This is a genomic window from Flavobacterium sp. (genome assembly GCF_028689845.1).
In the GTDB taxonomy this organism is placed as follows: domain Bacteria; phylum Bacteroidota; class Bacteroidia; order Flavobacteriales; family Flavobacteriaceae; genus Flavobacterium.
In genome coordinates this window covers 1-26,626 of record NZ_JAQVCH010000026.1, presented here as the reverse complement: position 1 = coordinate 26,626, position 26,626 = coordinate 1, and the positions used below count along the sequence as shown (strand labels likewise).

21 protein-coding genes and 1 tRNA gene are annotated in these 26,626 nt (G+C 33.9%); 12 read left to right on the top strand and 10 right to left on the bottom strand.

Annotation, left to right across the window (positions count from 1 at the left end; genetic code table 11):
* Positions 1 to 47 precede the first annotated feature (47 nt).
* From PHR76_RS10200 to PHR76_RS10175, 6 genes are all read left to right on the top strand, one after another.
* Entirely contained in the window at positions 48 to 860 is an 813-nt protein-coding gene (locus tag PHR76_RS10200) for an SDR family oxidoreductase (protein ID WP_300061941.1), read from the top strand.
* Between the two features lie 93 nt (positions 861 to 953).
* Entirely contained in the window at positions 954 to 3,566 is a 2,613-nt protein-coding gene (locus PHR76_RS10195; RefSeq protein ID WP_300061938.1) for a choice-of-anchor J domain-containing protein, read from the top strand.
* 80 nt (positions 3,567 to 3,646) lie between these two features.
* Entirely contained in the window at positions 3,647 to 4,654 is a 1,008-nt protein-coding gene (locus PHR76_RS10190; protein ID WP_300061935.1) for a glycosyltransferase, read from the top strand.
* Positions 4,651 to 5,235, top strand: coding sequence for a dephospho-CoA kinase (gene coaE / locus PHR76_RS10185; protein WP_300061933.1), 585 nt, complete (start codon positions 4,651 to 4,653; stop codon positions 5,233 to 5,235). The genes PHR76_RS10190 and coaE overlap by 4 nt, the downstream gene beginning before the upstream one ends.
* 71 nt (positions 5,236 to 5,306) lie before the next feature.
* A complete protein-coding gene (locus PHR76_RS10180; RefSeq protein WP_300061931.1) occupies positions 5,307 to 6,887 on the top strand; it encodes a HAMP domain-containing sensor histidine kinase in 1,581 nt (526 codons plus the stop codon).
* Between the two features lie 23 nt (positions 6,888 to 6,910).
* Positions 6,911 to 7,627 (top strand): response regulator transcription factor, encoded by a 717-nt coding sequence (locus tag PHR76_RS10175; RefSeq protein WP_300061929.1) that lies wholly within the window; start codon positions 6,911 to 6,913, stop codon positions 7,625 to 7,627.
* 51 nt (positions 7,628 to 7,678) lie between these two features.
* On the opposite strand, the gene PHR76_RS10170 is transcribed toward PHR76_RS10175, so the two are convergent.
* From PHR76_RS10170 to PHR76_RS10160, 3 genes are all read right to left on the bottom strand, one after another.
* A complete protein-coding gene (locus PHR76_RS10170) occupies positions 7,679 to 8,416 on the bottom strand; it encodes an acyl-ACP thioesterase domain-containing protein (RefSeq protein ID WP_300061926.1) in 738 nt (245 codons plus the stop codon).
* An 83-nt stretch (positions 8,417 to 8,499) separates the two neighbouring features.
* Positions 8,500 to 9,420: a tRNA (adenosine(37)-N6)-dimethylallyltransferase MiaA gene (gene miaA, locus PHR76_RS10165; RefSeq protein ID WP_300061924.1), complete on the bottom strand. Its 921-nt coding sequence runs from the start codon at positions 9,418 to 9,420 to the stop codon at positions 8,500 to 8,502.
* A 1-nt stretch (position 9,421) separates the two neighbouring features.
* Positions 9,422 to 10,252, bottom strand: a complete 831-nt coding sequence (locus tag PHR76_RS10160) for an ion transporter (RefSeq protein WP_300061921.1) — start codon at positions 10,250 to 10,252, stop codon at positions 9,422 to 9,424.
* Positions 10,253 to 10,657: 405 nt separating this feature from the next.
* Here PHR76_RS10160 and PHR76_RS10155 point away from each other — a divergent pair, with 405 nt between their 5' ends.
* Positions 10,658 to 13,693 carry a T9SS type A sorting domain-containing protein gene (locus PHR76_RS10155; RefSeq protein ID WP_300061918.1) on the top strand — a complete coding sequence of 1,012 codons (3,036 nt, stop codon included), beginning with the start codon at positions 10,658 to 10,660 and terminating at the stop codon, positions 13,691 to 13,693.
* A gap of 114 nt (positions 13,694 to 13,807) precedes the next feature.
* On the opposite strand, the gene PHR76_RS10150 is transcribed toward PHR76_RS10155, so the two are convergent.
* The 5 genes from PHR76_RS10150 to PHR76_RS10130 all read right to left on the bottom strand — a co-directional run bounded on the left by PHR76_RS10150 (position 13,808) and on the right by PHR76_RS10130 (position 19,148).
* Positions 13,808 to 15,169 carry an exonuclease domain-containing protein gene (locus tag PHR76_RS10150; RefSeq protein ID WP_300061915.1) on the bottom strand — a complete coding sequence of 454 codons (1,362 nt, stop codon included), beginning with the start codon at positions 15,167 to 15,169 and terminating at the stop codon, positions 13,808 to 13,810.
* Between the two features lie 63 nt (positions 15,170 to 15,232).
* Complete coding sequence (locus tag PHR76_RS10145) at positions 15,233 to 15,943, bottom strand: YggS family pyridoxal phosphate-dependent enzyme (RefSeq protein WP_300061913.1); 711 nt, start codon at positions 15,941 to 15,943, stop codon at positions 15,233 to 15,235.
* Complete coding sequence (locus PHR76_RS10140) at positions 15,933 to 17,150, bottom strand: DUF1015 domain-containing protein (RefSeq protein ID WP_300061910.1); 1,218 nt, start codon at positions 17,148 to 17,150, stop codon at positions 15,933 to 15,935. The genes PHR76_RS10145 and PHR76_RS10140 overlap by 11 nt, the downstream gene beginning before the upstream one ends.
* Before the next feature lie 62 nt (positions 17,151 to 17,212).
* A complete protein-coding gene (locus PHR76_RS10135) occupies positions 17,213 to 18,103 on the bottom strand; it encodes a 3-hydroxybutyryl-CoA dehydrogenase (RefSeq protein ID WP_300061907.1) in 891 nt (296 codons plus the stop codon).
* A 76-nt stretch (positions 18,104 to 18,179) separates the two neighbouring features.
* Entirely contained in the window at positions 18,180 to 19,148 is a 969-nt protein-coding gene (locus tag PHR76_RS10130; protein WP_300061905.1) for a Gfo/Idh/MocA family oxidoreductase, read from the bottom strand.
* 188 nt (positions 19,149 to 19,336) lie between these two features.
* Here PHR76_RS10130 and PHR76_RS10125 point away from each other — a divergent pair, with 188 nt between their 5' ends.
* The gene (locus PHR76_RS10125; RefSeq protein WP_300061902.1) at positions 19,337 to 19,978 is read left to right on the top strand and encodes a protein-L-isoaspartate(D-aspartate) O-methyltransferase; all 642 of its coding nucleotides are present in this window, start codon (positions 19,337 to 19,339) and stop codon (positions 19,976 to 19,978) included.
* A 72-nt stretch (positions 19,979 to 20,050) separates the two neighbouring features.
* Here PHR76_RS10125 and PHR76_RS10120 read toward each other — a convergent pair whose 3' ends face one another.
* On the bottom strand, positions 20,051 to 20,698 hold the full coding sequence (locus PHR76_RS10120) for a hypothetical protein (RefSeq protein ID WP_300061899.1): 648 nt from the start codon (positions 20,696 to 20,698) through the stop codon (positions 20,051 to 20,053).
* 58 nt (positions 20,699 to 20,756) lie between these two features.
* Positions 20,757 to 21,209: an SsrA-binding protein SmpB gene (smpB, locus tag PHR76_RS10115; protein WP_300061896.1), complete on the bottom strand. Its 453-nt coding sequence runs from the start codon at positions 21,207 to 21,209 to the stop codon at positions 20,757 to 20,759.
* A gap of 138 nt (positions 21,210 to 21,347) precedes the next feature.
* Here smpB and PHR76_RS10110 point away from each other — a divergent pair, with 138 nt between their 5' ends.
* From PHR76_RS10110 to PHR76_RS10095, 4 genes are all read left to right on the top strand, one after another.
* Positions 21,348 to 22,034, top strand: coding sequence for an OmpW family outer membrane protein (locus PHR76_RS10110; RefSeq protein ID WP_300061893.1), 687 nt, complete (start codon positions 21,348 to 21,350; stop codon positions 22,032 to 22,034).
* A gap of 148 nt (positions 22,035 to 22,182) precedes the next feature.
* Entirely contained in the window at positions 22,183 to 23,700 is a 1,518-nt protein-coding gene (locus tag PHR76_RS10105) for a S8/S53 family peptidase (RefSeq protein ID WP_300061890.1), read from the top strand.
* Between the two features lie 159 nt (positions 23,701 to 23,859).
* Positions 23,860 to 23,933 (top strand) — tRNA-Pro (locus tag PHR76_RS10100).
* Positions 23,934 to 24,088: 155 nt separating this feature from the next.
* Positions 24,089 to 26,287, top strand: coding sequence for a heavy metal translocating P-type ATPase (locus PHR76_RS10095; RefSeq protein WP_300061888.1), 2,199 nt, complete (start codon positions 24,089 to 24,091; stop codon positions 26,285 to 26,287).
* Positions 26,288 to 26,626 lie beyond the last annotated feature (339 nt).

Genomic DNA, 26,626 nt, shown 5'->3' with positions numbered 1-26,626 from the left:
TTTTTTAACTATATTTGAAACGTCATATCAATTAAAATTAAATAAGTATGTATAATTTATTAAAAGGAAAAAGAGGAATTATATTTGGAGCCTTAGATGAAAACTCAATTGCTTGGAAAACAGCTGAACGAGTGCATGAAGAAGGAGGGATTTTTGTTTTGACCAACGCCCCAATTGCAATGCGAATGGGAACTATTAATCAATTGGCAGAAAAAACAGGTTCTCAGATTATTCCAGCCGATGCAACGTCTATTGCCGATTTAGAGAATTTAATTGAACAAGCCACGGAAATCTTAGGCGGAAAATTAGATTTTGTTTTACATTCTATTGGAATGTCAGTCAATGTGAGAAAAGGCAATCATTATACAAATCAGAACTATGATTTTACCCATAAAGGATGGGATGTTTCTGCTGTTTCTTTTCATAAGGTAATGCAAGTTTTATATCAAAAAGACGCCATGAATGAATGGGGAAGTGTTGTTGCTTTAACCTATATGGCGGCTCAACGTGTTTTTCCAGATTATAATGATATGGCCGACAATAAAGCGTATTTAGAATCAATTGCAAGAAGTTTTGGCTATTTCTTCGGAAGAGATAAAAAAGTAAGAGTCAACACCATTTCTCAATCACCAACCCCAACTACTGCAGGACAAGGCGTAAAAGGTTTTGATGGTTTTATTACATATGCAGATAAAATGTCGCCACTCGGAAATGCCACCGCGTTAGATTGTGCTAATTATACAGTGGCTATGTTTTCTGATTTAACAAAACGGGTTACTTTACAGAATTTATATAATGATGGCGGATTTTCTAATATGGGAGTAAGTCAAGATGTTATGGAATATTTTACAAGAGAATAATATTATTTTACACAAAAAAACGATGCTCATAATATATTTTATGGGCATTTTTTTATTATATTTAACGATTGAAATTTAAAACCTTTAAAGAAAATGAAAAAAATTACGCAATGTTTATTATTGCTTTGGGGATTTACGGCTTTTGCACAATTTCCCGAAAGTTTTGAAACAACCGTTCCTCCAACAGGTTGGGCCTCTTTTAGAGGAGCCAACGGACTAGGAACTGGTTTTGATTGGACAGTTTCTACAGCAACCGTGTTTGTACAAGACGGAGTTCAAGGAGCTTTCGTTCGCTATGAAGATGTTACTGGAGGGTTAGCAGAAGATTGGTTAGTAAGTCCGATGCACATGGTTACGGCACCAAATACATTGTTAACTTTCTACCAAAGACAACAGTATACAGTTGATTATGGCAATACTTATGATATAAAAGTATCTACGACTTCACAAACAGATATTAGTACGTTTACAACTGTTTTAGCTCAAACTGAAGCAGATTTAAATATTACAACCATGACGCAAAAGTCTGTTGATTTAAGTGCGTATGTGGGTCAAAATATTTATATCGCTTTTGTTATGACTAATGATGACGGTGATAATTGGGCAATTGATAATGTTAATATGGAATCATCGGTTGATGCACCAAGTTGTGCAACTGTTATTTCACCATTGGATAATGCTACTGGTGTACCAGTTGGAACAATCACATTTGCTTGGAATGCCCCTGCAACAGGTGGAGCACCTTCTTCTTATGATTTTTACTACGGAATCGATCCTGCAGATGTAACTACTTTTTTAGCAAATTATACGACTACTAGTGCACAAGTAGGTTTATCTGATTTTAATTTTACCTTTTATTGGAAAATTGTTCCTAAAAATTTAGGTGGAATCGCCCAAGATTGTCCAATTTGGACATTTACAACGCAAGGACCTCCTGGATACTGTTTTAATGCACCAAATGGTCAATGGCCAAGCGGAACCGAAGGTTATACGCCTGAAACATGTGACGGAATTACAGATAATATCATCACGGATAATGGTTATACTGGCGAGTATTCTATAGTGAACGTAACGGCAGGGGAAACCTATATTTTTAAATCGGGAACGACTGATTTTATTACTTTAAGTGCAGATGCAGGAGCTACAGCAACTGCTTTCGGTTTTACACCTTTAACTTGGGTAGCCGATGTAACCGGACAAGTTCAGTTTTATTCTCATGTTGATGATCAATGTGTGGTAGACGAAGAAAGTAGAACACGTTCAGTAGCTTGTGGTGTAACGTCTACTGATTTTCCAGATTATGTAAATTTACAATTTCCTTATGACGCAACAATCAACCAAAATGGTTCTGCTATCGTTTATGCCCGAGTTTATGAAGAAGGCTTAACAGATACCACCACCGGCCAAGCTCCTGGAATTACTGCTTGGATTGGGACGAGTCCAGTTGGTCAAAATACAAATCCTAACACATGGACCAATTGGGTTCCTGCAACATTTAATGTGGAAACGGATGGAAATAATAACGATGAATATCTAGCAGAAATTGGAGCAGGGTTAACACCTGGAACCTATTATTATGCTTCCAGATTTAGATTAAACAATGGCGATTATGCTTACGGCGGTACGAACTTTGGTTTCTGGGATGGCACAACTTATTTAAGTGGTGTTTTAACCGTGAATGAAGCGGTCTTTGAAGGATGTTTAAACGATCCAAATGGTCAATGGCCAGGAAGTATTTTTACTCCTGCTTGTGTAGGAAGCAATGAAAATATTACTACTGCAGGTTTCTCAGGAGAGTATTCTGCTGTAAATTTAATTACCGGAACAGAATATACTTTTTCAAGTAGTGTAACTACGGATAGAGTTACTATTGGAAACGAAGATGGTACAGTTGTATTAGCTTATGGTGTTACACCATTAACGTGGACTTCAACTGTAACAGGAGCAGTTCGTTTTTATGTGCATGATGATAATGCATGTTCAGCTTCTTTTGATTTTAGAGCTAGAGTGGTTTCTTGTGGAACTCCACCAGATGCACCAGAAAATGATGCTTGTGCGAATGCTATTGCATTAACTTCAGGTGGTGTTTTTGAAGATTATCCTTTTACGACTACTAGTTTTGGTGCAACCGTTGATGCAGCAAATCCAGTTCCTGCTTGTGCTAACTTCAATTTTGAGTCTGACGGAAAAGATGTTTGGTATACTGCTACAGTACCAGCTTCTGGAACATTAACCGTTGAAATACAAGGAAATGGCGGGTTGTTAGATACGGGAATGGAAATTTATACAGGCAACTGTGCTGCTTTAGAGCAAGTAGATTGTAATGATGATGAAAACGGATTATTATCTCAAATAACGTTATCGGATTTAGCTAATCAAACCGTTTTAATTAGAATTTGGGGATACAATGGAACACAAGGTACCTTTGTCGTTTCTGCTTATGATGCTTCTTTAAGTGCAGCTTCTTTTGATAATACGAATTTTTCTTATTATCCAAACCCAGTAAAAGATATATTGAATTTGTCTTACGTTTCAAATATCTCAAAAGTAACAGTTTTTAATCTTTTAGGTCAACAAATGATTTCTTCAACTTTGAATGCAAATCAAGGACAATTAGATATGTCTGCTTTAGCGACAGGAACTTACTTAGTTAAGATAACGACCATAGATAATCTTGAAAAAACAATCAAAGTAATTAAACAATAATTTACTTTTAATTGATTTCAAAAGCCACGCCAACCGCGTGGCTTTTGTTATTTATACCGTATATTTGTTAAAATTTTGATATGTATTTTTCAATCATCATACCTGTTTTTAATCGACCTGATGAAATCGAGGAATTGTTAGCTAGTCTTGTGACTCAAACCTATGCTAAACCGTTTGAAATCATTATTGTAGAAGATGGTTCAAGCCTAACTTGTGAATCGGTACAATCAAAATTTTCATCCACATTAACGATTCGTTATTTTTATAAAGCCAATTCTGGACCAGGAGATTCTCGAAATTTTGGGATGCAACAAGCAAGGGGTAATTATTTTATTATTTTTGATTCTGATTGTATCATCCCAAGTGAATATTTACTAGAAGTAGAAAAAGCTTTAAATCAAAAGTATGTCGATTGTTTTGGTGGACCAGACAAAGCCTTGGACAGTTTTTCAAGTATTCAGAAAGCAATTAATTTTAGTATGACCTCTTTTTTAACCACGGGTGGAATTAGAGGTGGCTCAGAAAAATTAAATAAATTTCAACCCAGAAGTTTTAATATGGGCATCTCCAAAAAAGCATTTGAGGCTTCTGGAGGTTTTGGACTCATTCATCCTGGAGAAGACCCAGATTTATCAATTCGTTTGTGGAACTTAGGTTTTGAAACCGCCTTAATAAAGCAAGCTTTTGTTTATCATAAGCGAAGAATCGATTGGACTAAATTTTATAAACAAGTTTATAAATTCGGAAAAGTTCGACCAATTTTATCGCAGTGGCATCCTGCTACAAACAAAATAACATTTTTTTTCCCAACCTTATTTATTCTTGCCTTAGACATTGCAATCATTGCCTTATTATTTGGGATTTATTTTCCTATTTTTTGTTTTTTTGCTTATTTTTTACTTTTGTTTTTACTTTCAACTCTTCAAAACAAGAGTTTAAAAATTGGAGCTTTGACTTTGGTGGCCACCTTCATTCAATTTTATGGATATGGTGTGGGTTTTTTGCTCTCGTATGTGGTGGTAACGCTCTTTAAAAAAGACCCTGAAGTCGAATTCCCTGAATTGTTTTTTAAAAAAGAAAGAAAATGACTAAGATAATTGGCTTAACTGGCGGAATAGGCAGTGGAAAATCAGCTGTTGCCCAACTATTTATTACTCATGGAGTTCCGGTTTATATTGCAGATGTAGAAGCTAAAAAACTAATGCAATCCCAAACTATTCTCAAAAAAATAAAAATTATTTTTGGAGATTCGGTTTTCGATGACAAAAAAATTAATCGTGCTAAATTGGCAGCAATCGTTTTTAAAGAACCTGAAAAGCTAGCTCAATTAAATGCGATTATTCATCCTGCTGTACACGAGCATTTTATAAAATGGGTAAAAAAACATCGAGATTATCCCTACATTATTAAAGAAGTTGCCATTTTGTTTGAAACGGGTGGCGAAAAGTATTGCGATAAAGTGATCACAGTGGTTGCACCCGCTTCGTTGCGATTACAAAGAGTTATAAAACGGGATAATGCGACAGAAGAAGCTGTGTTAGCTCGTATGAATAATCAATGGACAGATGAACAACGAATTCTAAAAAGCGATTTTGTGATTGAAAATATTGATTTTGAACAGACTAAACAAGAAGTGGATGAAATTCTTAAAGTATTAAATAATCTATAAAAAATAAATACGTTGTTAATGTTTGGTTAATCTATTAACAATGGAAATGTTAAAATGTTAATTTTGTATCGATGAATAGAGTATTGTTTAAACTATTAGTTTTTTTAATGAGTGTTTCACTTGTTGGAATTATTTTAGTTCAGGTATATTGGTTTAATTCTTCAATTGAGAATAATCAAGAACAATTTAAATTTCATGTAAAACAAGTATTGGGGAATGTCGCCAATAATATGCAAGAACAAGAAATTTTATCGTTTGTAGATAAAATCAATCAGTTTAAAGACAGTACAGGTCGTGATAAGGTAGATACGGATTTTTTAGAATTTGGTTATTATCAACGAAATTCTCAAACGAATGAAACGATTATTTATTCCAATAGTATCAATTCACAAGATTTTACGATTTCACCCTCGTTCTTTGATAAAAAATTAGACAGTCTGAAAGTAAAGAGTTTTTCCTCGAAACGAAAAACAGAGATTTATCACAATGGAATTGATAAGTCTACTTTGCAGAATACGTTAACACCCGATATGAAAATTGAAAAATCGGGAAAACTGAAAGTATTAGATAAATTACTTTACGACATTTCCTTTACGGATATTGCCTTAACGTATCCTATACAGCGTAGGGTTTCAAACGAAAAATTACAAGAATTGCTTAAAAGACAGTTAACAGAATATGGTATTAATACGCCATTTGAATTTGGAATTTATAGCAATGGTTTAGCAACCAAAGTAAAATCGGATAAATTTAAATTTAATAAGAAAGATACCTATAGTATTCCGATTTTTACAGATAATGATGGTAGAAGTCAATATCAATTGTTGGTGAGTTTTCCAGAAAAGAAGAAATTTATCTTTTCAGATTTAATTGGAATTGCCATTTTATCGTTGGTTTTCACGTTAATCATCATCATTGCCTATACCAATGCCTTGAATCAATTGTTTAAACAACGTCAGATTTCCGAAATCAAAACAGATTTCATCAACAATATGACGCATGAATTTAAAACGCCGATAGCAACCATTAATTTGGCTTTGGATGCGATTAAAAATCCAAAAGTTATTGATGATAAAGAAAAAATTCATCGGTATCTTCAAATGATTCGAGATGAAAATAAACGGATGCATGCCCAGGTTGAAAACGTATTGCGAATTTCTAAATTAGAAAAAAGAGAATTAGAAATTAATAAAGAAGCGACAGACGTCAATGAAATTATAAATGATGCCATTGAACATGTGAGTTTGATTATAGAAAGTAGAGAAGGAAGTATCGTCACGCATTTTAATGCAAATAGAACTTCTATCCTTTTAAATGAGGTGCATTTTACCAATGTGTTTGTGAATATTTTAGATAATGCGATAAAATATTCGCCAGAGAAACCTAAAATTGAAGTTTTTACTGAAAACATAAAAGATTTTGTAGTCATAAAAGTGAAAGATCATGGAGCGGGAATGAGTAAAGTAGCCCAAAAACGAATATTTGAAAAGTTTTATAGAGAACATACGGGCGATATTCATAATGTAAAAGGACATGGATTGGGATTAGCTTACGTAAAGCGAATTATTGAAGAACATAACGGAACAATTTCCGTTGAGAGTGAAAAAGGAAAAGGGAGTACCTTTATTATAAAATTGCCCTTAATTAATTAAATACCACTAAATTTAAATAACCTATGGAAACAGAAAACAAAAAAATTCTTTTAGTTGAAGACGATCCAAATTTTGGAGCGATATTAAAAGATTACTTAATGCTAAATGATTTTGATGTCGTTTTGGCAAAAAACGGAATGGAAGGATTTGAAAAATTCAAAAAAGACACGTTTGATTTGTGTATTTTGGATGTCATGATGCCTTATAAAGACGGCTATACTTTAGCAAAAGAAATTAGAGAAAAAAATAAAGAAGTGCCTATCGTATTTTTAACCGCCAAATCAATGAAAGAGGATGTGTTAAAAGGATATAAAGTAGGAGCAGATGATTACTTAAATAAACCGTTTGACTCGGAAGTGTTGTTGATGAAAATCAAAGCCATCATGCAACGTAAACTATCTGAAAACAAAAGTGATAACCTTAAATTTGAATTCCAAATTGGAAAGTTTCATCTGAATTCAAAATTGCGTTTCTTGACCTTTTCTTCGGATGAACCGATTAAATTGTCTCCGAAAGAAAATGAATTGCTAAAGATGTTGGCTTTGCATGAAAATGATTTGATGCCAAGAGAATTAGCGTTGACTAAAATTTGGAGAGATGATAACTACTTTACTTCTAGAAGTATGGACGTTTACATTGCCAAATTAAGAAAATACTTAAAACTAGATCCAGATGTGGAAATTTTAAATATTCACGGAGAAGGTTTCCGATTAGTTATCAAAAACAAATCTGAAATATAAAAATGAGCCTCTGAAAAGAGGCTTTTTTTTTTGCTATAAATAATGCTTTAATTAAATTTCTATTTGAAGAGCAAAACTATTTTTGCCTTTTTTGCTGACAGAAATAACAAGTGGAATTTCTTCTAAAGCGGCACTTATTTCAATAACATCATGTAAATGAAGCTCTCGTAAAAAATTCATATCCAACGCTTTAATCTTTTGAGATAAGATTAAATCAGGCGAGATACTGTCTAAACACCATTCTAAATATTTTACGTTATTGGCGTGATTAACGATGTCTAAATCAGAAAGTACAACTGCGTTTGTTTTTAAAATTTTTACTGCTTCGGTTATCGCTATTTTTTCTACTTGTTTTACTGTCGGTTGCATTTCAGGATGCATTTCAAAATGATTAAAAGGCAAAGCCAATGATTCAGGTTTTCGTAATTTGGTATTTAAAACAACCCAATTGGTGAGTGCTCCGGCCAATTTTTTATTTCCAACAAACAGTTCCAAAGCACGAATAGAACGGAAACCGCTCATTTCAATAATCCAAGTTTTAACCGTTACGACGTCGCCCCACTTGGGCAATTGGTCAACTTCCACACGCATCAGACTCAACACCCAAGCTTGATCAAAAACCTGCATGTCCGTAAAACTTAAACCTCCTTTTTCAGCATGAAGTGCGGCGGTGAGCTGAAAAATAGTACATAGTTCAGTATATTTTAAATGACCATTGGGATAACATTGAATGAAATTTATTTCCCATTCTTTGGAATATATAGAGGTGAAATTAGCAGAAATTGGCATAGTGAACTGTTTTGGGATTAGTTATAATTTAATGCATTTGTGTCACTTAATACACACCATTCAAAAAAATGAAAAAGGTTGCGTTAACGCAATTTATTTTTTATGTGCTCAACTATTTCATTCGCATCTTTTTGATAATCAAACCATTGTGTGCCTTCAGTCCGTTTAAACCAAGTAAGTTGTCTTTTGGCGAATCGTCTGGTATTTTTTTTGATTTCATCAACAGCAAAATCTAACGAAGTTTTTTCATCCAAATAATCAAATAATTCTCTGTAACCAACTGTTTGAAGAGCATTTAATTCTTTATGTGGATGCAGTTTTTTGACTTCTTCCAACAATCCTTCTTCCAACATTAAATCGACTCTATGGTTAATTCGATGGTACATTATATCGCGATTGGCTTCTAAACCAATTATAATCGGAGTAAAATTTCGTGTAATTTTCTTTTGGTTTAAAAAAGAAGAGTAGGGTTTTCCGCTTCCAACAGAAACTTCTACAAAACGCATCATTCGTTGTGGGTTTTGTAAAGTTTGCGGATTTTCTTTAAGCAACGTTTGATAGTAATTTAAATCACTTTGTTGAAGTGTTTCTTGCAGGTACATCAGTCCTTTAGCTTCATATTCTTTTCGAATTTCTTCTCGAATAGAAGGTGCAATTGTTGGAAAATCATCAAATCCTTTTAATAGAGCATCTACATATAATCCTGAACCGCCAACCAGTATTTGAATCTGATTTTTAGCAAAAAGTTCTTCTAGTTTTTGAAGAGTTTCCCGTTCAAAATCACCAACGGTATACGATTCAAAAATTGATTTATGTTGAATAAAATGGTGCGGAGCAACAGCTTGTTCTAAAGGACTAGGTACTGCCGTTCCAATTTGCATTTCTTTATAAAATTGTCGGCTATCACATGAAATAATCTCACATTCAAAATGCTTGGCTAAAGCAATACTTAAAGTTGTTTTTCCAATAGCAGTAGGGCCAATTATGGTAATTAAATAGTTCATTTTATAATTCAGAGCCACATTTTTGACAATATTTTGCAGAAATTAAATGTTCATTAGAATTGCAAGTGGTGCAAACTGTTTTGTTATTTTCATTAGATTTTAGGGCGTTTTTAGCAATTTCTACGGTAACAATTCCTGTCGGAACAGCAATGACTCCATAACCCAGAATCATTACAAACGAAGCAATAAACTGACCTAACGGAGTGATGGGTGTAATGTCGCCAAAACCAACAGTTGTTAGCGTCACGATACACCAATATATCGAAACGGGAATACTAGTAAACCCAGCAGCTTCGCCTTCCACAACATACATAACCGAACCAATGATTACACAGCTAATTAACATAAAATACATAAACACCAAAATTCGCCCTCTACTAGCGATGATGGAATCCCGTAAATGTACAGATTGATTAGAAAATTGAGGGTGATTTAAAATTTTGAATAATCGCAATAATCGTAAAGCTCTAATGACGGTAAACACGCTCGTGCCAGTTACAAAAAAAGACAAATACATTGGTAAAGTCGCCAATAAATCAATAATTCCATAAAAACTAAAAATATAAGTTTTAGGTTTTTTTATAGTAATAATTCTTAAAATATATTCAATAGTAAAGAAAATTGTGATAATCCACTCAAGCGTCACTAAATAAGTATGGTACTTTGTGTCGAAACCCTTTACCGTTTCTAACATAATCAAAATAACACTAAGTAATATGATTCCTAATAGGATTAAATCAAAAAGACGACCATAAATGGTATTGGTTCCATAAATGATAATATGGGCTTTTTGTTTAAAAATTTCATATTTCGATTTGACAATACTTTTCATAAAAAAACAAGTTTATACAATTACAATCTAATTAGTTTACTCTACTTCGTGTTTGCAAATATACGATTGAATATTTGAATAGGGCTGCAAGTTCTTTTTTGGTATTAAAACACTGTAAGTTGACTTTTTATTTTAAAGAAACTCCTATAAAATGATAGTTTTACTTTTAGAAGATGAATTAAAAATAGGATTGATTCCTAATGATTGTTGGGAACAACTTAAGGAACTGAAAAAGATATTTTTTTGTGTTAAAGCATTCATAAAAACATGAAATATCTTATAATTAACAAAGATAAAATGCTTTTTGACGATTATTTCAGCACTTTGTCGATATTAAGAAAACCTTCCTTAACAATAAATTTATTATGATTATCTTAGCAGTATAAACTATATATTACTATTATTATGAAAAAAATTACTTTATTTCTATTTGTCCTCTTTGCGTCTTTACAAGTAAATGCGCAATTTGGATGTGGAAGTGCAGTGCCAATAACTAACGGTTATACGGCAACTGGCATTATTACACCCGGGACTGGTGGTCCAGAAGATTGGAATGATAACCCAACGGATACGGGTGCTACAAACGGATTCTATTGGGATGACGATGTTTACCTGTTTCAATATACATCAGGTCCAACGCCAGAAGAAATATCAATGACAACATTCTCTGTAAATAGTTGGAATGGTATTGGAATTTTTTCAAACTGTACAGGAACTTCTTTTTCTGGGATGTTAGCAGCTCAAGGTTCAACAGGAAGTAACGCTACTAAAACGGTAACTGCTAATATTGCAGCTAATCAAACCGTATACATTGCAGTAGGACAATGGGGTACTCCCAATGGTCTTAATTTTAATGTAACGAGCTTTACGGCAATATCTTTGGTAAACCCTCCAAACTGTACTGCTTTATCAACTCCTGCTAATGGAGCTGTAAATGTCTCTAACCCAGTTATTGCATGGCCTGCAGCAACTGGAGGTGCAACAAGCTACAAATTGAGCGTTGGAACTTCTGCAGGAGCTACCGATATCTTAAACAATTTTGATGTTGGAAATGTACTTACTTATAATTTAGGAAGCTTAGCAGCAGGAACAACTTATTATGTTACTATAACGCCTACAAATTCTAATGGCGATGCATCAAATTGTACTGAATCTTCTTTTGCTACTTGTGGAACTTTGATTCCTGATTTTATCGAAACATTTGATACTTTCGTTCCAGGTTGTTGGTCTAATCAATTTGGTGGAGATTTAGAAGTTGGCCCTACTGCCGCAACTGGTTCAGGCTGGGGAGCAGATGGTTTTGCTAATGTTGGAACAACTGGAGCTTTTAGAAATAACATTTTTTATACTGGAGCTAATGATTGGGTTATTTCGCCTTTAATTAGCATCCCTACCACAGGTTATGAATTAAAATTTGATGCAGCGGCTACCCAGTATAGTTCAACTAATGCACCAACTAATGCATGGGAAGCAGATGATTTTATTCAAATATTAGTTTCGACTACAGGAACTACTAATTGGACAATCTTACATATATATAATGATACCAATCAACCTTCAAGTACAGGAACTTCTTTAGTACTTGATTTAGATGATTATGCAGGACAAACGGTTCGTTTTGCATTTAGAGCTATTGAAGGTAGCGAAGATGGTCCTGCAGACATCGATTTTTCAATTGATAATTTTGAAGTTAGAGCAACGCCTTCTTCTGTTCCAACTTGTGCTACTAATATTGTTGCTACTCCTAATCCAACTTGTGGAAACTTTGCTAATTTAATTACTTGGAATGCTGCTACTGGAGCAGATGGTTACAGAATTACAATGGGAACCACTTCAGGCGGAACAGACCTAGCTGATAATCTGCTTATTGGCAACTCATTAACGTATTCGTTTGTAGGAACTATGGCAACAACTTATTTTTATACTATTGTTCCATTTAATGCAACTGGTCCTGCAACAGATTGTACGGAAATGTCATTTAGTACTAACGTGAATGGATGTTATTGTCCTTCTGTTCCTACATCGAATGATGGAAACGGAATTACAAGTGTTCAAGTTCAATCGACAGATTTTCCAACAACGGATGTTACTTATTTTGATCATACCGCTACAATAGTGAATATGTCACAAGGAATTAGTAATAACGTTCAAATTACATTTGGAACGGGTGTGACTTACAATACTTATATTCTTATTGATTTTAATAATGATTTAGATTTTACTGATGAGGGAGAATTGGTTTATACAGGCGAATCGACTAATGCAAATCCTATGACCTTGAATGCTTCATTTATAATGCCATTAACTGCTCCCTTAGGTCAACACAGAATGAGAATTGTAACTGCTGATTTTATGACAACAGTTGATCCATGTTATTCTGGATCATGGGGAGTTACATTAGATTTTGCAATAAATATCACAGAAGCACCAGCTTGTTTGCCTCCAACTGCACTTTCGGCTTCTGCTATAACAGCGGTTTCTGCAGATTTAGGATGGACAGAAAATGGATCAGCAACGGTTTGGGATATTGAGTGGGGAACTGTCGGTTTTACTGCCACTGGAACACCAAACATTACTGATGCTACAAATCCTCAGAATTTAGGTGGATTAACTAGTAATACAGCTTATAGTTTTTATGTAAGAGCTAATTGTGGCACAGATGAGAGTACTTGGTCAGGTCCATTTACTTTTACAACAGCTTGTACTGCAACAGACGTTCCTTACAGTCAAGATTTTGAATCAGCTGTAGATATCGCTTTACCAAACTGTACTTCTCAAGAGAATGTAGGAGGTGGTAACTTATGGACAGTTACAACAAATGGTACTGCATATGGTTTTGCAACTAAAGCCTTAACCTATACTTATAATTCTAGTAATGATGCTAATGTATGGTTTTTTACACAAGGAATAAATTTAACTGCTGGAACTGCTTATAAAATCTCTTATGATTATGGGTCAACAGGAGCAACTTTCCCAGAGAAGTTAAAAGTAGCTTATGGTACTTCAGCATCAGCATCAGCGATGACTAATTTATTAGTTGACCATGGCGATGTAACAAATAATCCTGGAATTAATAGCTTAGTTGAATTTACACCTACAGCAACTGGAGTACATTATTTTGGATTTAATGCCTATTCTGATGCAGATCAATTTTATCTATTTGTAGATAATATTATTGTAGATGTTCAATTAAGTGCGAATTCTTTTGATAGTTCTAGCTTTGTTGCTTATCCAAATCCAGTGAAAAATGTTTTAAATTTAGCCTATAGCCAAAACATAGCTCAAGTTGAAATATTTAATTTATTAGGTCAAAAAATGACTTCTAATTCATTTAATACAACAACGGCAGAAATCGATATGTCAAGTTATGCTTCTGGAGCTTATTTAGTTAAAGTTACTTCTAATAATGTAACTAAAACGGTAAGAGTAATTAAAGAATAAATAGATTTTCTTTTAAATAAGTAAGCCACCTAGCAATAGGTGGCTTTTTATTTTTGTAAGCTTTTATCTAAAATAGTGTGGCACAAAAAAGTATACTATTTAAAATTAACTCAGTTAAAATTTAATAATCTTCCAAACTTTGTTCTTTCTGAGGTAGCTTTGAATAATTTGACGAACATCGCGGTTGTTTTGCATCGGAATTAAAATATTTCTGAGCACTTCAACATTGGTGACTTGATAATTTAAATCATAAAAACAATAGCCTTTATAAATGCCGTTTTCTATCAGTATAGCCGAACGTTCTTCTACTGATCGTCCACGGTCTAACACTATCATATTTTCATTTTCAAACTGATTCATTTCTATAAATTCCGTCACCCTTTGGTTATAAGTTTCTTGGGATTCTTCTTGAATACAAGCACCTGCACATTCTTTAATTTTATATTTGAAACATGCGTTTTTAGTGTCGTATAATCCGTTTATTTTTTGGCATAATTGGTATTTATCCGTGATTTTAAACAACGTGTTTTTTCCTTCTTGCAACGAAGCAAAAGAGGTAATTTCCTTTTTTCGACCATCTGCTTTCTGCAATAGTAACGCTAAATAACCTTGCTCATCTTTCTGTGCATACAAAGCCCATTGAAAAATGCTTTTGCGTTGTGCTCGGTTATAAATGGGTTTGTTAACCTTTATTTCTTCACTTTCTTTGAGTAAGGCAATCAGTTCGCTTGCTGTTTCTTCATAACTAACCGTATATACTTCTGCTTGAATTTTTTTGCATTTTGAGGTGGTACCCGTAAAATGTTGATTAACTCTTTTTTTGATGTTTTTACTTTTTCCAATGTAAATTAAATCGCCTTTTTCGTTATGAATGTAATAAATTCCAGTTTTTGAAGGCAGGTTTTCAACAATATCAAGTAATTTGGGAGACATTCCCGATTTGATTTCGGTTTTTACTAAACTTTTGACAATTTCTTTTTCAACATCTTTCGCCAAAAGCATTTTAAATAGTTTGACCGTCGCCATCGCATCACCACTTGCTCGATGTCTGTCGGCCATTGGAATCCCTAAAGCACGAACGAGTTTTCCTAAACTATATGATTCTTGATCCGGAATTAATTTCTTGGATAATTCTACCGTGCAAAGGGTTTGTTTTTGAAATCGAAAACCTAATCGTCTAAATTCCGTTTGCAGAATTCGATAATCAAAAGAAGCGTTATGTGCAACCACAATACTGCCTTCGGTAATTTCAATTATACGTTTAGCTACTTCATAAAATTTAGGAGCAGAACGCAGCATCGCATTGTTTATTCCTGTTAATTTTACAACGAAAGGCTGAATTGGAATTTCTGGATTAACCAAACTTATAAATTGATCTATTATTTCATGACCATCGTATTTATATATGGCTATTTCAGTAATTCCTTCTTCGTTAAATTGTCCACCAGTGGTTTCTATGTCTAAAATTGCGTACAAGTAAGTTATTGGTAATTAGTGAATAGTAATTAGTCTTTTTTCTTTATTCTATTTTATTTTATCTTATCTTGTTCCAAAGATACTACTTCCAATCCGAACCATGTTACTACCGCAATCAATTGCGAGTTGATAATCGCCAGACATTCCCATGGATAAGGTTGTAGGTTGTAGGTTTTGTGTTGTAGGTTGATTCAGTAAATTTTCAAAAATGGATTTCAAATGTAAAAACTCTCGTTTAATTTGCTCTTGATTATCCGTAAAAGTTGCCATTCCCATTAAGCCAACAATGCGAATGTTTTCAAATTCACTACCATCAATATTAATTTGTTTTAGTACTTCTTCTAACTCTTTTTCATCTAAACCAAATTTAGTTTCTTCTTCAGCAATATGAATTTGCAATAAGCAATCGACTGTTTTACGCCATCTTTTTGCCAATCGATTGATTTCTTTGAGCAGTTTTAAACTATCCACGCCGTGAATCAATTTGACATACGGAATCATGTATTTGACTTTATTGGTTTGAACATGGCCAATCATGTGCCACTCAATATCTTTTGGCATTTGTTCCCATTTTTCAGTCATTTCTTGGACTTTGTTTTCTCCAAATATGCGTTGACCCGCTTCATATGCTTCCATCAAGTCGGCTACCGGTTTGGTTTTAGAAACTGCAACAAGTGTCACATTTTTTGGAAGGTTAGATTTTATGCGTGTAAGGTTTTGTTCTATATTCATTTTCAAATTTTCATATTGTCTTATTTTCAAATCACAACTCATACACAATCAAACCACTTCTAAACTTTGGTTCAATGTAAGTGCTTTTTGGAGGCATGATTAATTGGTTATCTGCAAAAGCTTTAATTTCATTTATATTTGAAGGATAAAGCATAAAGCCAACTTCAAATTCACCTTCGTCAATTACTTCTTTAATGGCTGTAATTGGGAGTTTTCCAGAAATATAATCAATGCGTTCATCGTTTCGCAAATCTTCAATTCCTAGAATTGGCAATAAAACATGTTCATATAAAATTTGTGCATCTAAATTGTCAAAAACAGAACTATTTTCTTTCGTATTTTTATAAAACAGGGCATAAAAATGACCATCTAAATACATTCCGAATTCAAATTTATCCTGCGGCTTCCATAATTCTTGTTCTTTATTTTTGATAATAAAATGCGTTTCTAAATTTTTTAAAAAAGCTTCTTTCGAAAACCCATTCAAATCACGAACAATTCGATTGTATTCATAAATTTTGACATTACTTTCCGGAATTAAAAAACTCATAAAATAACGAAGACTTTCATTTCCTAAGTGTTTGTCTTGCTCATATAATAATTCTGCAGAAGCAGAACGATGATGCCCATCTGCAATATATAAATTAGGGATTTTTTCAAAATGAGAAGTCAACCAATCTAAATCGCTTTGTGTATCAATTTTCCAGAGCGTATGCTTTTCTTTGTTTGTAGTGGTAAAACGATACAAAGGTTCACTTTGTTTTTTGATTAAAATCCACGTGTTTAATTCAACTGAATCGGGATAGGTAATTAAAACCGGTTCCGTATTAAATTGCGTTTGATGCAAATAATCTTTAAACAATTCTACACGATAATTCAACGTGTCTTCGTGCTTTTTTATTACACCTTTTTGATAATCTTCTACCGAAGTTCCTGCAATTATTCCAGTGAAATGCTGTTTTTTCGATTCAATTTCATATACATAAAAAACAGGATTGTCTTCTTGTTCAAAAATATGTTCGTTTTTGAAATCTTGGTATTTTAAGGCGACTCCTTTAAAGCGTTTGTCGAGACTGATTTTTTGAACATTTGCAAAAGCAGGATTAATCACATGAAGAAAGGAATACGGATTAAAATTTAGCCAAGCAGCAAGCTCAGCGGCACTATAATCATCATAATTTCTACACGAAACCAAAGCAACTTTGTCAGGAGCAGGACGAACAGCTTTGAAAGGGATGATTTTTGACATATTTTTAGTATTCAGTCACAGTTTTAAGTCACATTAGACCTGAAAACTGCGACTGCGACTGTTTACTTTAAAAATTGTTTTGATACAAATTCCGCTTTTCTACTTTCGCTATAATCATAAAAGCCTTCACCCGATTTTACGCCTAGTTTTCCAGCCATAACCATATTGACTAATAGCGGACAAGGTGCGTATTTTGGGTTTTTGAAACCATCGTACATGACATTTAAGATAGAAAGACAAACGTCAAGTCCGATAAAATCTGCTAATTGTAAGGGACCCATCGGATGAGCCATTCCTAGTTTCATCACCGTATCAATTTCAGAAACTCCAGCAACACCATTGTACAAGGTTTCCACAGCTTCGTTAATCATCGGCATTAAGATTCGGTTAGCTACAAAACCAGGATAATCATTCACTTCTGTTGGCGTTTTTCCTAATTTCACTGATAAATCCATGATGATTTTAGTTACTTCATCAGAGGTTGAATAACCACGAATAATTTCTACCAATTTCATAATAGGTACCGGATTCATAAAGTGCATTCCGATAACACGTTCTGGATGAACAACTTGTGCAGCAATTTGTGTAATAGAAATTGAAGAAGTATTTGAAGCTAAAATAACATGATGGTCACAAATTTCACTCAATTGCTTGAAAATATTCATTTTTAAACCCACATTTTCAGTAGCCGCTTCAACTACTAAATCACAACCAACAATACCATCTTTAATGTCCGTATAGGTAATGATGTTTGAAATAGTTTTGTGTTTGTCTTCTTCCGATATAGTTCCTTTTGCGACCATTCTTTCCAAGTTGGAAGCAATCGTTGCCATTCCTTTTTCTAATGATTTTTCAGTAAGATCGATTAATTTTACAGTAAATCCTGATTGAGCAAACGTATGAGCAATTCCGTTACCCATTGTTCCAGCTCCAATTACAGCTATTTGTTTCATTTTATTTTTATTTAAAAATTTTACCACAAATTCGGAAATTATATAAAAACAATAATTTTAGAATTTACGGTTACTATTATTTCTTATTCATCGAATCAATAATCATATAAGCTACTCTTAAAGCTTCCGTACCATCTTCTAATGTGACGATAGGTGTTGATTTGTTATTAATAGCATCTGCAAAAGTTTCTAATTCAAGTAAAATGGCATTGTTTTGTGTCACTTCTGGATTGTCAAAATAGATTTGTTTTTTTACGCCTTCAGCATTTTGCAGAATCATATCAAAATCACCTGGCACTTCAGGAGCATCTTTCATTTTTACGACTTCACAAATTTTATCTAAATAATCTACGGAGATGTAAGCATCTTTTTGAAAGAAACGCGATTTTCGCATGTTTTTCATCGAAATCCGGCTGGAAGTAACATTGGCTACACAACCGTTTTCAAATTCAATTCGAGCATTGGCAATATCGGGAGACTGGCTCAAAACTGAAACGCCACTAGCATGAACCGATTTTACTTTAGATTTCACAACACTCAAAATAGCATCAATATCATGAATCATTAAGTCTAAAACTACGGGAACATCTGTGCCTCTTGGATTAAATTCGGCTAATCGATGGGTTTCTATAAACATCGGATTGTCAATTTGATTTTTGACTGCGATGAATGCGGGATTAAAGCGTTCCACATGGCCAACTTGGCCTATGATATTGTGTTCTTTTGCTAAAGCGATAATTTCTTCCGCTTCGGCTACAGTAGTAGAAATTGGCTTTTCAATAAAAACATGTTTTCCAGATTTGATAGAAACTTTCGCACATTTATAATGGGAAAGTGTTGGCGTAACAATATCAATAACGTCCACAGCATGTATTAATTTAGCAATGGTGTCGAATCGCTTATAACCAAATTCAGCCGCTATTTTTTCTGCATGTTCAGCATTTTCATCATAAAAACCAATTAATTCATATTTAGAAGATTGTTTGAGCAATCGCAAATGGATTTTTCCAAGGTGACCAGCACCTAAAACACCAACTTTTAGCATACACTTAAATTTTATCAAAAATAGTAATTATATAAGAAAATCAATCTATAAAATTGTATTTTCTCTGTTATTGAAATCTTAAATTTGAATTAAAACAATGCTTTATTAGAAGAAAAGTTTATTGCATCTTTTTAATTTGGATATTGAATTATAAGAATTATTTTTACAGAAACTAATGTGACCTAAAGGTGAAAGATACAGAAAAACATAAAGGATTACGAAATCAATTGGTTAAGGTTTTAGAAGAAAAAGGCATTCATGATAAAAATGTATTGGAAGCCATTCGGAAGATTCCAAGACACCTTTTTTTAGATTCTAGTTTTGAACAATATGCGTATCAAGACAAAGCGTTTCCTATTGGAGCAGGGCAGACCATTTCGCAACCTTATACGGTTGCTTTTCAAACCCAATTACTAGCCATTAAAAAAGAGGATAAAATCCTTGAAATAGGAACTGGTTCCGGCTATCAAACCGCAGTTTTGTGTTTAATGGGAGCCAAAGTTTATTCGATTGAACGTCAAAATGAATTGTTTAAAAAAACATCACGCTTTTTGCCGACCTTGGGTTTTATACCAAAAAAATTTATTTTTGGAGATGGGTACAAAGGTTTGCCAGAATCTGCTCCGTTTGATAGTATTATTGTCACAGCAGGGGCTCCTTTCATTCCGCAAGCCTTACTCGCACAATTAAAAGTAGGAGGAAGGCTCGTTATTCCATTGGGTGAAAAAGAGCAAATCATGACGATGCTCACGCGAAAAAATGAGACGCAATTCGAAAAACAAGAATTTGGCGAATTTCGATTTGTTCCTTTGTTAGAAAATAAGAACTAATTATTTTTGTAAAAAAAAACAAGTAAACCCTATTTGGAATACTTGTCTTTATTAAAGTGTAAAAAAAATAGTTTACTTTTTTGGAGGCAATGAGCCGTCTTTTCTCATTTGTTTTACTATTTCATCGATAACATTGGTCGCCGTTTCATCAATATGCTCCGCAACATTGTATGATTTTGTAGTTCCAGACCAGATGAGTTTATCATCTTTTAAAGAAAAAATATTCGTTTCAATAAAATAATAGGTGTTTTCTACATAATAACCAGTATCATAATAATAAGGAGAATAATAATTATACCAACCTCCAAAAGCTCCGCCGTATGCACCGTAAGCTCCGTAATAAGGAGTGTTGTAATAAACAGCGGTATTCATTCCAGCTACATAATCTGTTTCTTGTTTGGTGTCAACCAATCGTAAGGTGACAACGCCATCAAAATTTTCTAATTTTAATAATTTGACAAGCATTTCTTGGGTCATATCTTTATTTCCTATATGTAAAAAATTATAAGAAGGTTTAAAGCCAGAATTAAATTCTTCAAACTTTGTTTCAACAACACGTCTTGTGACATCATCTTTTAAAAGAGCTACAACGAGTACTTTTTTGAATTGTTCGCTTTCAACAGAACTGGATGGATCTCGCCAGCTATTAACAATGGTGGTGTTACTACTGCTACATCCTATTAGGATGGTAAAAAAGAATAAACCGAGGATTTTTTTCATAGTTTTTTGATAATTATTTTTGAATGGGTTAAATGTATAATTTTTTTCAAGTTATTGGTTAAAAACTTTTCTTGACTCGATCAATTTCACGTTTGGTATCACGGTCTTTAATTGTTTCCCGCTTATCATAGGTTTTCTTACCTCTGGATAAAGCAATTTCCAATTTGGCATATCCTTTTTCATTAATAAAAAGCCGTAACGGAATGATAGTCAGACCTTTGTTCTGAAGGCTTTTTTCTAAGCTTTTCAACTCTTTTTTATTTAACAAAAGTTTGCGTTCGCTTTTTGCTTTATGATTATAATGCGTTCCAAATGAATATTCTTCAATTTGCGAATTAATCACAAATAATTCGCCATTATGAAACTCACAAAAGCTATCGGTTATATTGGCTTTTCCTAATCGAATGGATTTAATCTCAGTACCAGTTAATACTATACCAGCATCATATTTCTCCAAAAATTCATAATCAAATTTGGCTCTTTTGTTTTGTATGTTGATTGTTCGTTGCATAGGATGGCAAAGGTATGAACAAATTATAGGAATTTTAAATATTAATAGGCTAGAATTTGATTTTTAAAAATGATTTTTATCAGGTATTTAAAATAAGGATACAATTACATTTGAACTATGATTTTAAATCAAATAAACATGAGAAAAATAACTTTTTTATTCGTTACAGCGTCTTTATTGATGACTAGTTTTGTTCAAGGACAAGAGCAAACTACGACCGATTCTAAAAAAAATTGGCAAGTTCGTTTAAGAGGAATCGGAATTTATCCTGACCAATCGGCAACCATTGGAATTATTGGTGGTGACGTAGCTATTTCAAATGCATTTGTACCCGAATTGGATTTTACTTATTTCTTTACAGAAAATTTTGCAGCCGAATTAATTCTTGGAACTGCTAAGCATGATGTAAGCACTACTGGTTCTGATATTTCTGCTATTGGCGGACCAACAAGTTTTGATGTAGATTTAGGAAGTGTCATGTTATTGCCACCAACCTTGACTTTTCAATATCACTTTTTCCCAATGAAAGAACGAAAATTCAAGCCCTATGTAGGAGCTGGTCTTAATTACACTTTATTTTATAATGTAAAAGAAGGTAGCGTTGTGAAAGATGTAGAATATGATAATGCCTTAGGATATGCAGGACAAGTTGGTTTTGACATTCTTTTTGACGATACCTATTTTATCAATTTTGATGTGAAACGCTTATTCTTAAAAACCGATGTTACCGTTGATGCTTCTAATCTATCGCCAGGTTTAAATATTCCAGCAGAAGTAACTATTGACCCTTGGATTGTAGGCATAGGTGTTGGTATGAAATTTTAAGTTGTAGATTTGGTTGATATTCGACTTTGTCGAGCAAAAAAGTCATTGCCTTGAGGTGGTGACTTTTTTTATTAACATTTTATTAGCTTTTTGTTTTTGAATATTAAAATATGCTATATTCGCAATAAATAAGCTAATAAATTATAGTATGATAAAAAAATTAAGCAAGATTTCCGTAATCTTATTGTTATTGATTGTTTCTTGTTCTAAAGAAGAAGATAAAAAAGAAACGTTAATTGTAACTCCAGAACAACAAGAACCGTTAACAGGGAGACAAATTAATGACTATATTAATTCATTTAATCAAGTAGGCGAAAAATTTGATTGGAGTAAGGCGACTACGCACCAATTGTGGAGTGCTGTTGTGAATGGAAATAATTTGGTGACCATTGGTTTTGGAACTAATCAAACTGACTTTGACCGAGCCAAATCGCCCTTGTCTTCTAAAATGCAATCCGAAATTTTAGATTTAATAAAACGTTACGAAGGAAGCACTAATCCGAATTGGATTGTTAACCAAGACGGTTATCTAAATTTAATTGATGTCGTAATTACAAAGCAAGAAACAATAGAAGCTTTACGACAAAATCGGTATATTCGTTATGTGGAACCAGCTGATTATCGTTATTTTTCTTTCGAAAACCAATCCGATCCCAAAGAAGGTAATCAAGTTTATTCTGATTCTGGCTGTGGTTACAGTACTTCTACTATTAGTTCAGCCGATTTCACTACCATTTCTCCAAACGCACAAGTGCCTTGGGCATTTTATAAACACGGAATCCCAAGTGCATGGGGTTATGCTACAGGAAGCGGTGTTACCATTGGTGTTATTGATTCTGGGTTATCTTCACAACAATCGTTAATGGGATCTGGTTTTAATAGCGGGCTTTCTTCAGGACGATTTGTACAACGTTATGGAACGTATGTTGATTCTGCTTGGCCATGGTCTACCACAACAGATGGTATAAATGATTTATGTGGTCACGGTACAAGTATGGCTTCTGCAGCAACTGCTCCTCGAAATGCTTACGGATTGCCTGTAGGCGTTGCTTATAATGCAAATTTAGTAACTTATCGGGCCTCTTCAGACGTAGTGTTGAATGGCTATCATGAACAAAATGGAGTCAAAAATGCTTTTACTAGTTTAGGAATTCGTTCGGATGTCAAAATTATTTCGATGTCGATGGGACATATTTTTTCGGTTGGAAAAATAACAGACGGTGTGCGATATGCCAATAACCGTGGAAAATTGATTTTTTGTGCTGGAGGAACTTCTACTTCATTCACCAACTTTGTGGGCGTTATTTTTCCTGCTTGGATGCCAGAAACAGTTGCTGTTACAGGAATTAAAGAAGCTTCAACCTATCAAAAATGTGATGTTTGTCACAGCGGAAGTGAAATTGATTTTACCATCATGATGCAAAGAGCAGGAAGCAATAATACGATTCCGGTTTTGAGTTATTATAATAATCAAGCTGATTATGTCGGAGGCTCTTCGGTAGCTACAGCAACTACAGCTGGAATTGCAGCCTTAGTTTGGTCTAAAAATCCAAGTTGGAATAAAAGTCAAGTGTTAACAAAAATGAAGCAATCATCCCAGTTTTACCCTACCAAAAATTCACAATTTGGACATGGAATAATTAACGCATTGGCTGCGATGCAATAAAATCAACTTTAATTTTAAAGACAAAGCCTTTCTTGTAAAGGCTTTTTTTTTATTACAAAAAAATTTCACAGAAACGAATTAATCGCTTTTAAATTTGATTTTTTCACATTGATATTTTTGTAAATAGGTATGCAATGAATTACATTTGCACACGCTTTTCGGGATGTAGAGCAGCCTGGTAGCTTACTAGCATGGGGTGCTAGGGGTCGCTGGTTCGAATCCAGTCATCCCGACTAATAAAATCCTTTGAGGTAAACTCAAAGGATTTTTTCATTTTTTTTTCATATATTTAACATCCAATTAAAAATATAATTGATAGGAAAACCTAACTTTTCCTCTGTTTTTTCAGGTTCTCGTTCAATAAAATAGTTATAATAACCATCAAACAATGACAAACAAACTCCAAATTGAAATAGGAAGAAAGCAACATATTCGAGAAGCCCGAAGGATAGAACAAATTTTGAGTAAAAAAGCTGGTATTGGATATGTCTCTATTTCAACTTCGGGAGTAATGCTTATAGAATGGGATGACCATCAGACGAGTGAAGCGGAAATTATTTTGGCACTTAATAAATTAGGTTTAGCAAATGTTAAGGTGAAAACGGTTAACGAGAAGTCGCATAAAGAAGATAGTACACACCATTCGCATTCTAATCTCAATATACTAGGAGAAAATTCCGAACTTTATTTTGCCATTATAAGTGGTGTTTTTTGGATAGTGGGCGTTATCGTTTCCTTTATCAATTCTTCTGAAAATATAGCCACGATACTTTTTATCATAGGAGCTCTTTTTGGTGGGGTATTTACTTTTATCAGTGCAGGTAAAGATTTATTAAGAGGGAAGTTTGAAATTGATTTTCTGATGCTATTTGCTGCTATTGGTGCTGCTCTTTTGGGAAAGTGGGGCGAAAGTGCTTTGCTGCTTTTTTTATTTAGTTTAGGACATGCTTTAGAACATTATGCTATGAAACGGGCTAGAAAATCAATTACAGCTCTTTCTGATCTGGCTCCTCCAATGGCACTAATCCAACAAAATGGCGAATTGAAAGAAGTGCCTATCGAAGAACTTAAAGTAGGCGATATTATTGTTGTTAGACCTAATTCAAAAATAGCGGCAGACGGTGTTGTGACAAAAGGATCAAGTCCTGTTAATCAAGCCTCTATCACCGGCGAAAGTATGCCTGTTACAAAATATCCGAATGAAAACTGGCAAAATGAAAATGAGATTAAAAAACTCCTTCCTGAGCATCGGGTTTTTGCAGGAACTATAAATGGCAACGGAGCATTGGAAATTAAAGTTTTAAAGGAATCAAAAGACAGTACGCTTTCGCGATTAATTTATTTAGTAAAAGAGGCCGAAACTCAAAAATCTCCTACCCAACACTTAACGGATAAGTTTGAAAAATACTATGTTCCATCAGTTTTAATTTTAGTAATCCTGTTGTTGTTTGCTTTCGTTGTGATTGATGAAACCTTTGAACAGAGTTTTTACAGAGCAATGTCTGTGTTGATTGCTGCTTCCCCTTGTGCATTGGCTATTTCTACGCCGAGTGCCGTACTAGCTGGAATTGCAAGGGCTGCCCGACAAGGAGTATTAATTAAAGGAGGTCGTCCTTTGGAAGATTTGGGAGGAATAATCGCCATTGCATTTGATAAAACCGGGACGTTAACAGAAGGCAGACCTACGTTAACACATGCAATTCCATTTGGAGCGGTTACTAAAGAGCATTTGTTAAAGGTTGCTGTTGCAGTAGAAATGTTGAGCGATCATCCTTTGGCAGCCGCTATTGTAGTTGGAGGCAGAAAGGAAATTGGAGCAATTGCTATTCCTGTTGCAGAAAACTTAAAAGCGTTAATAGCAAGAGGTATCCAAGCCGATTGGAATAATAGTATTGTTCATATTGGTAACCGAAGACTTTTTGAAGAGTTGACTGGAAAATCAGTTCCTGAAGAAATTGATTTGAAAATGTCGGAATTAGAGCTTGGTGGACACACGGCTATGATTGTCCATCAAGATAATGAATATTTAGGTATCATTTCTGCCATGGATGTCGCTCGACCCGAAGCCATCGCAACCCTAGCGGCTTTAAAGAAAATGGGAATTAAACGAATGATTATGCTTACGGGAGATAATCAAAAAGTAGCCGATGCGATAGCTAAAAATATAGGAATAACTGACCCAATGGGAAGTTTGCTCCCAGAAGATAAAGTAAGAGCAATTGAACAACTCAAACAACAAGAAGGCAGTGTAGCCATGGTTGGAGATGGTGTAAATGATGCTCCTGCGATGGCAAAAAGTACTGTTGGTATTGCAATGGGTGCGGCAGGTTCGGATGTTGCTTTAGAAACAGCCGATATTGCTTTAATGGCTGATAAACTAGATAATCTACCGTTCGCTATTGGGCTGAGTAGAAAAGCAAAAACTATTATAAAGCAAAACTTAATAATCAGCTTGAGCATGGTCGCCCTTTTGGTTCCTTTGACTATTATGGGCACAATCGCAATAGGACCAGCCGTCGTATTTCATGAAGGCTCTACTTTGGTTGTTGTACTCAATGCTTTGAGGTTGTTAAGGTATGAGAAATAGAAAATTATAATGCCTGATTATAATTGTTCAAGGTATTGTTTCTGCGGTAAAATCTAGATACTGATTCACTTCTAATAATTTTATGTAATAGAACCCGCTAGGTGTAATTATTTCAAAGTTTAATTACACCCAACGGGTTAATAGATTATTAAGCTAGTTCATAGATTAAAAATTTAGCTATTTTATTCATTAATTGTGAATAATTTAAAATATTTTTGATTGTCCGTAATTACCCATAATTAAATAAAAAGTATTATTTTTGATAAAAAAAGCAATGAATTTATTCAGTTTTACAGCAAATTTTGGGAGTGAAGAATCTTGTAGACTTCATTTTAAAGA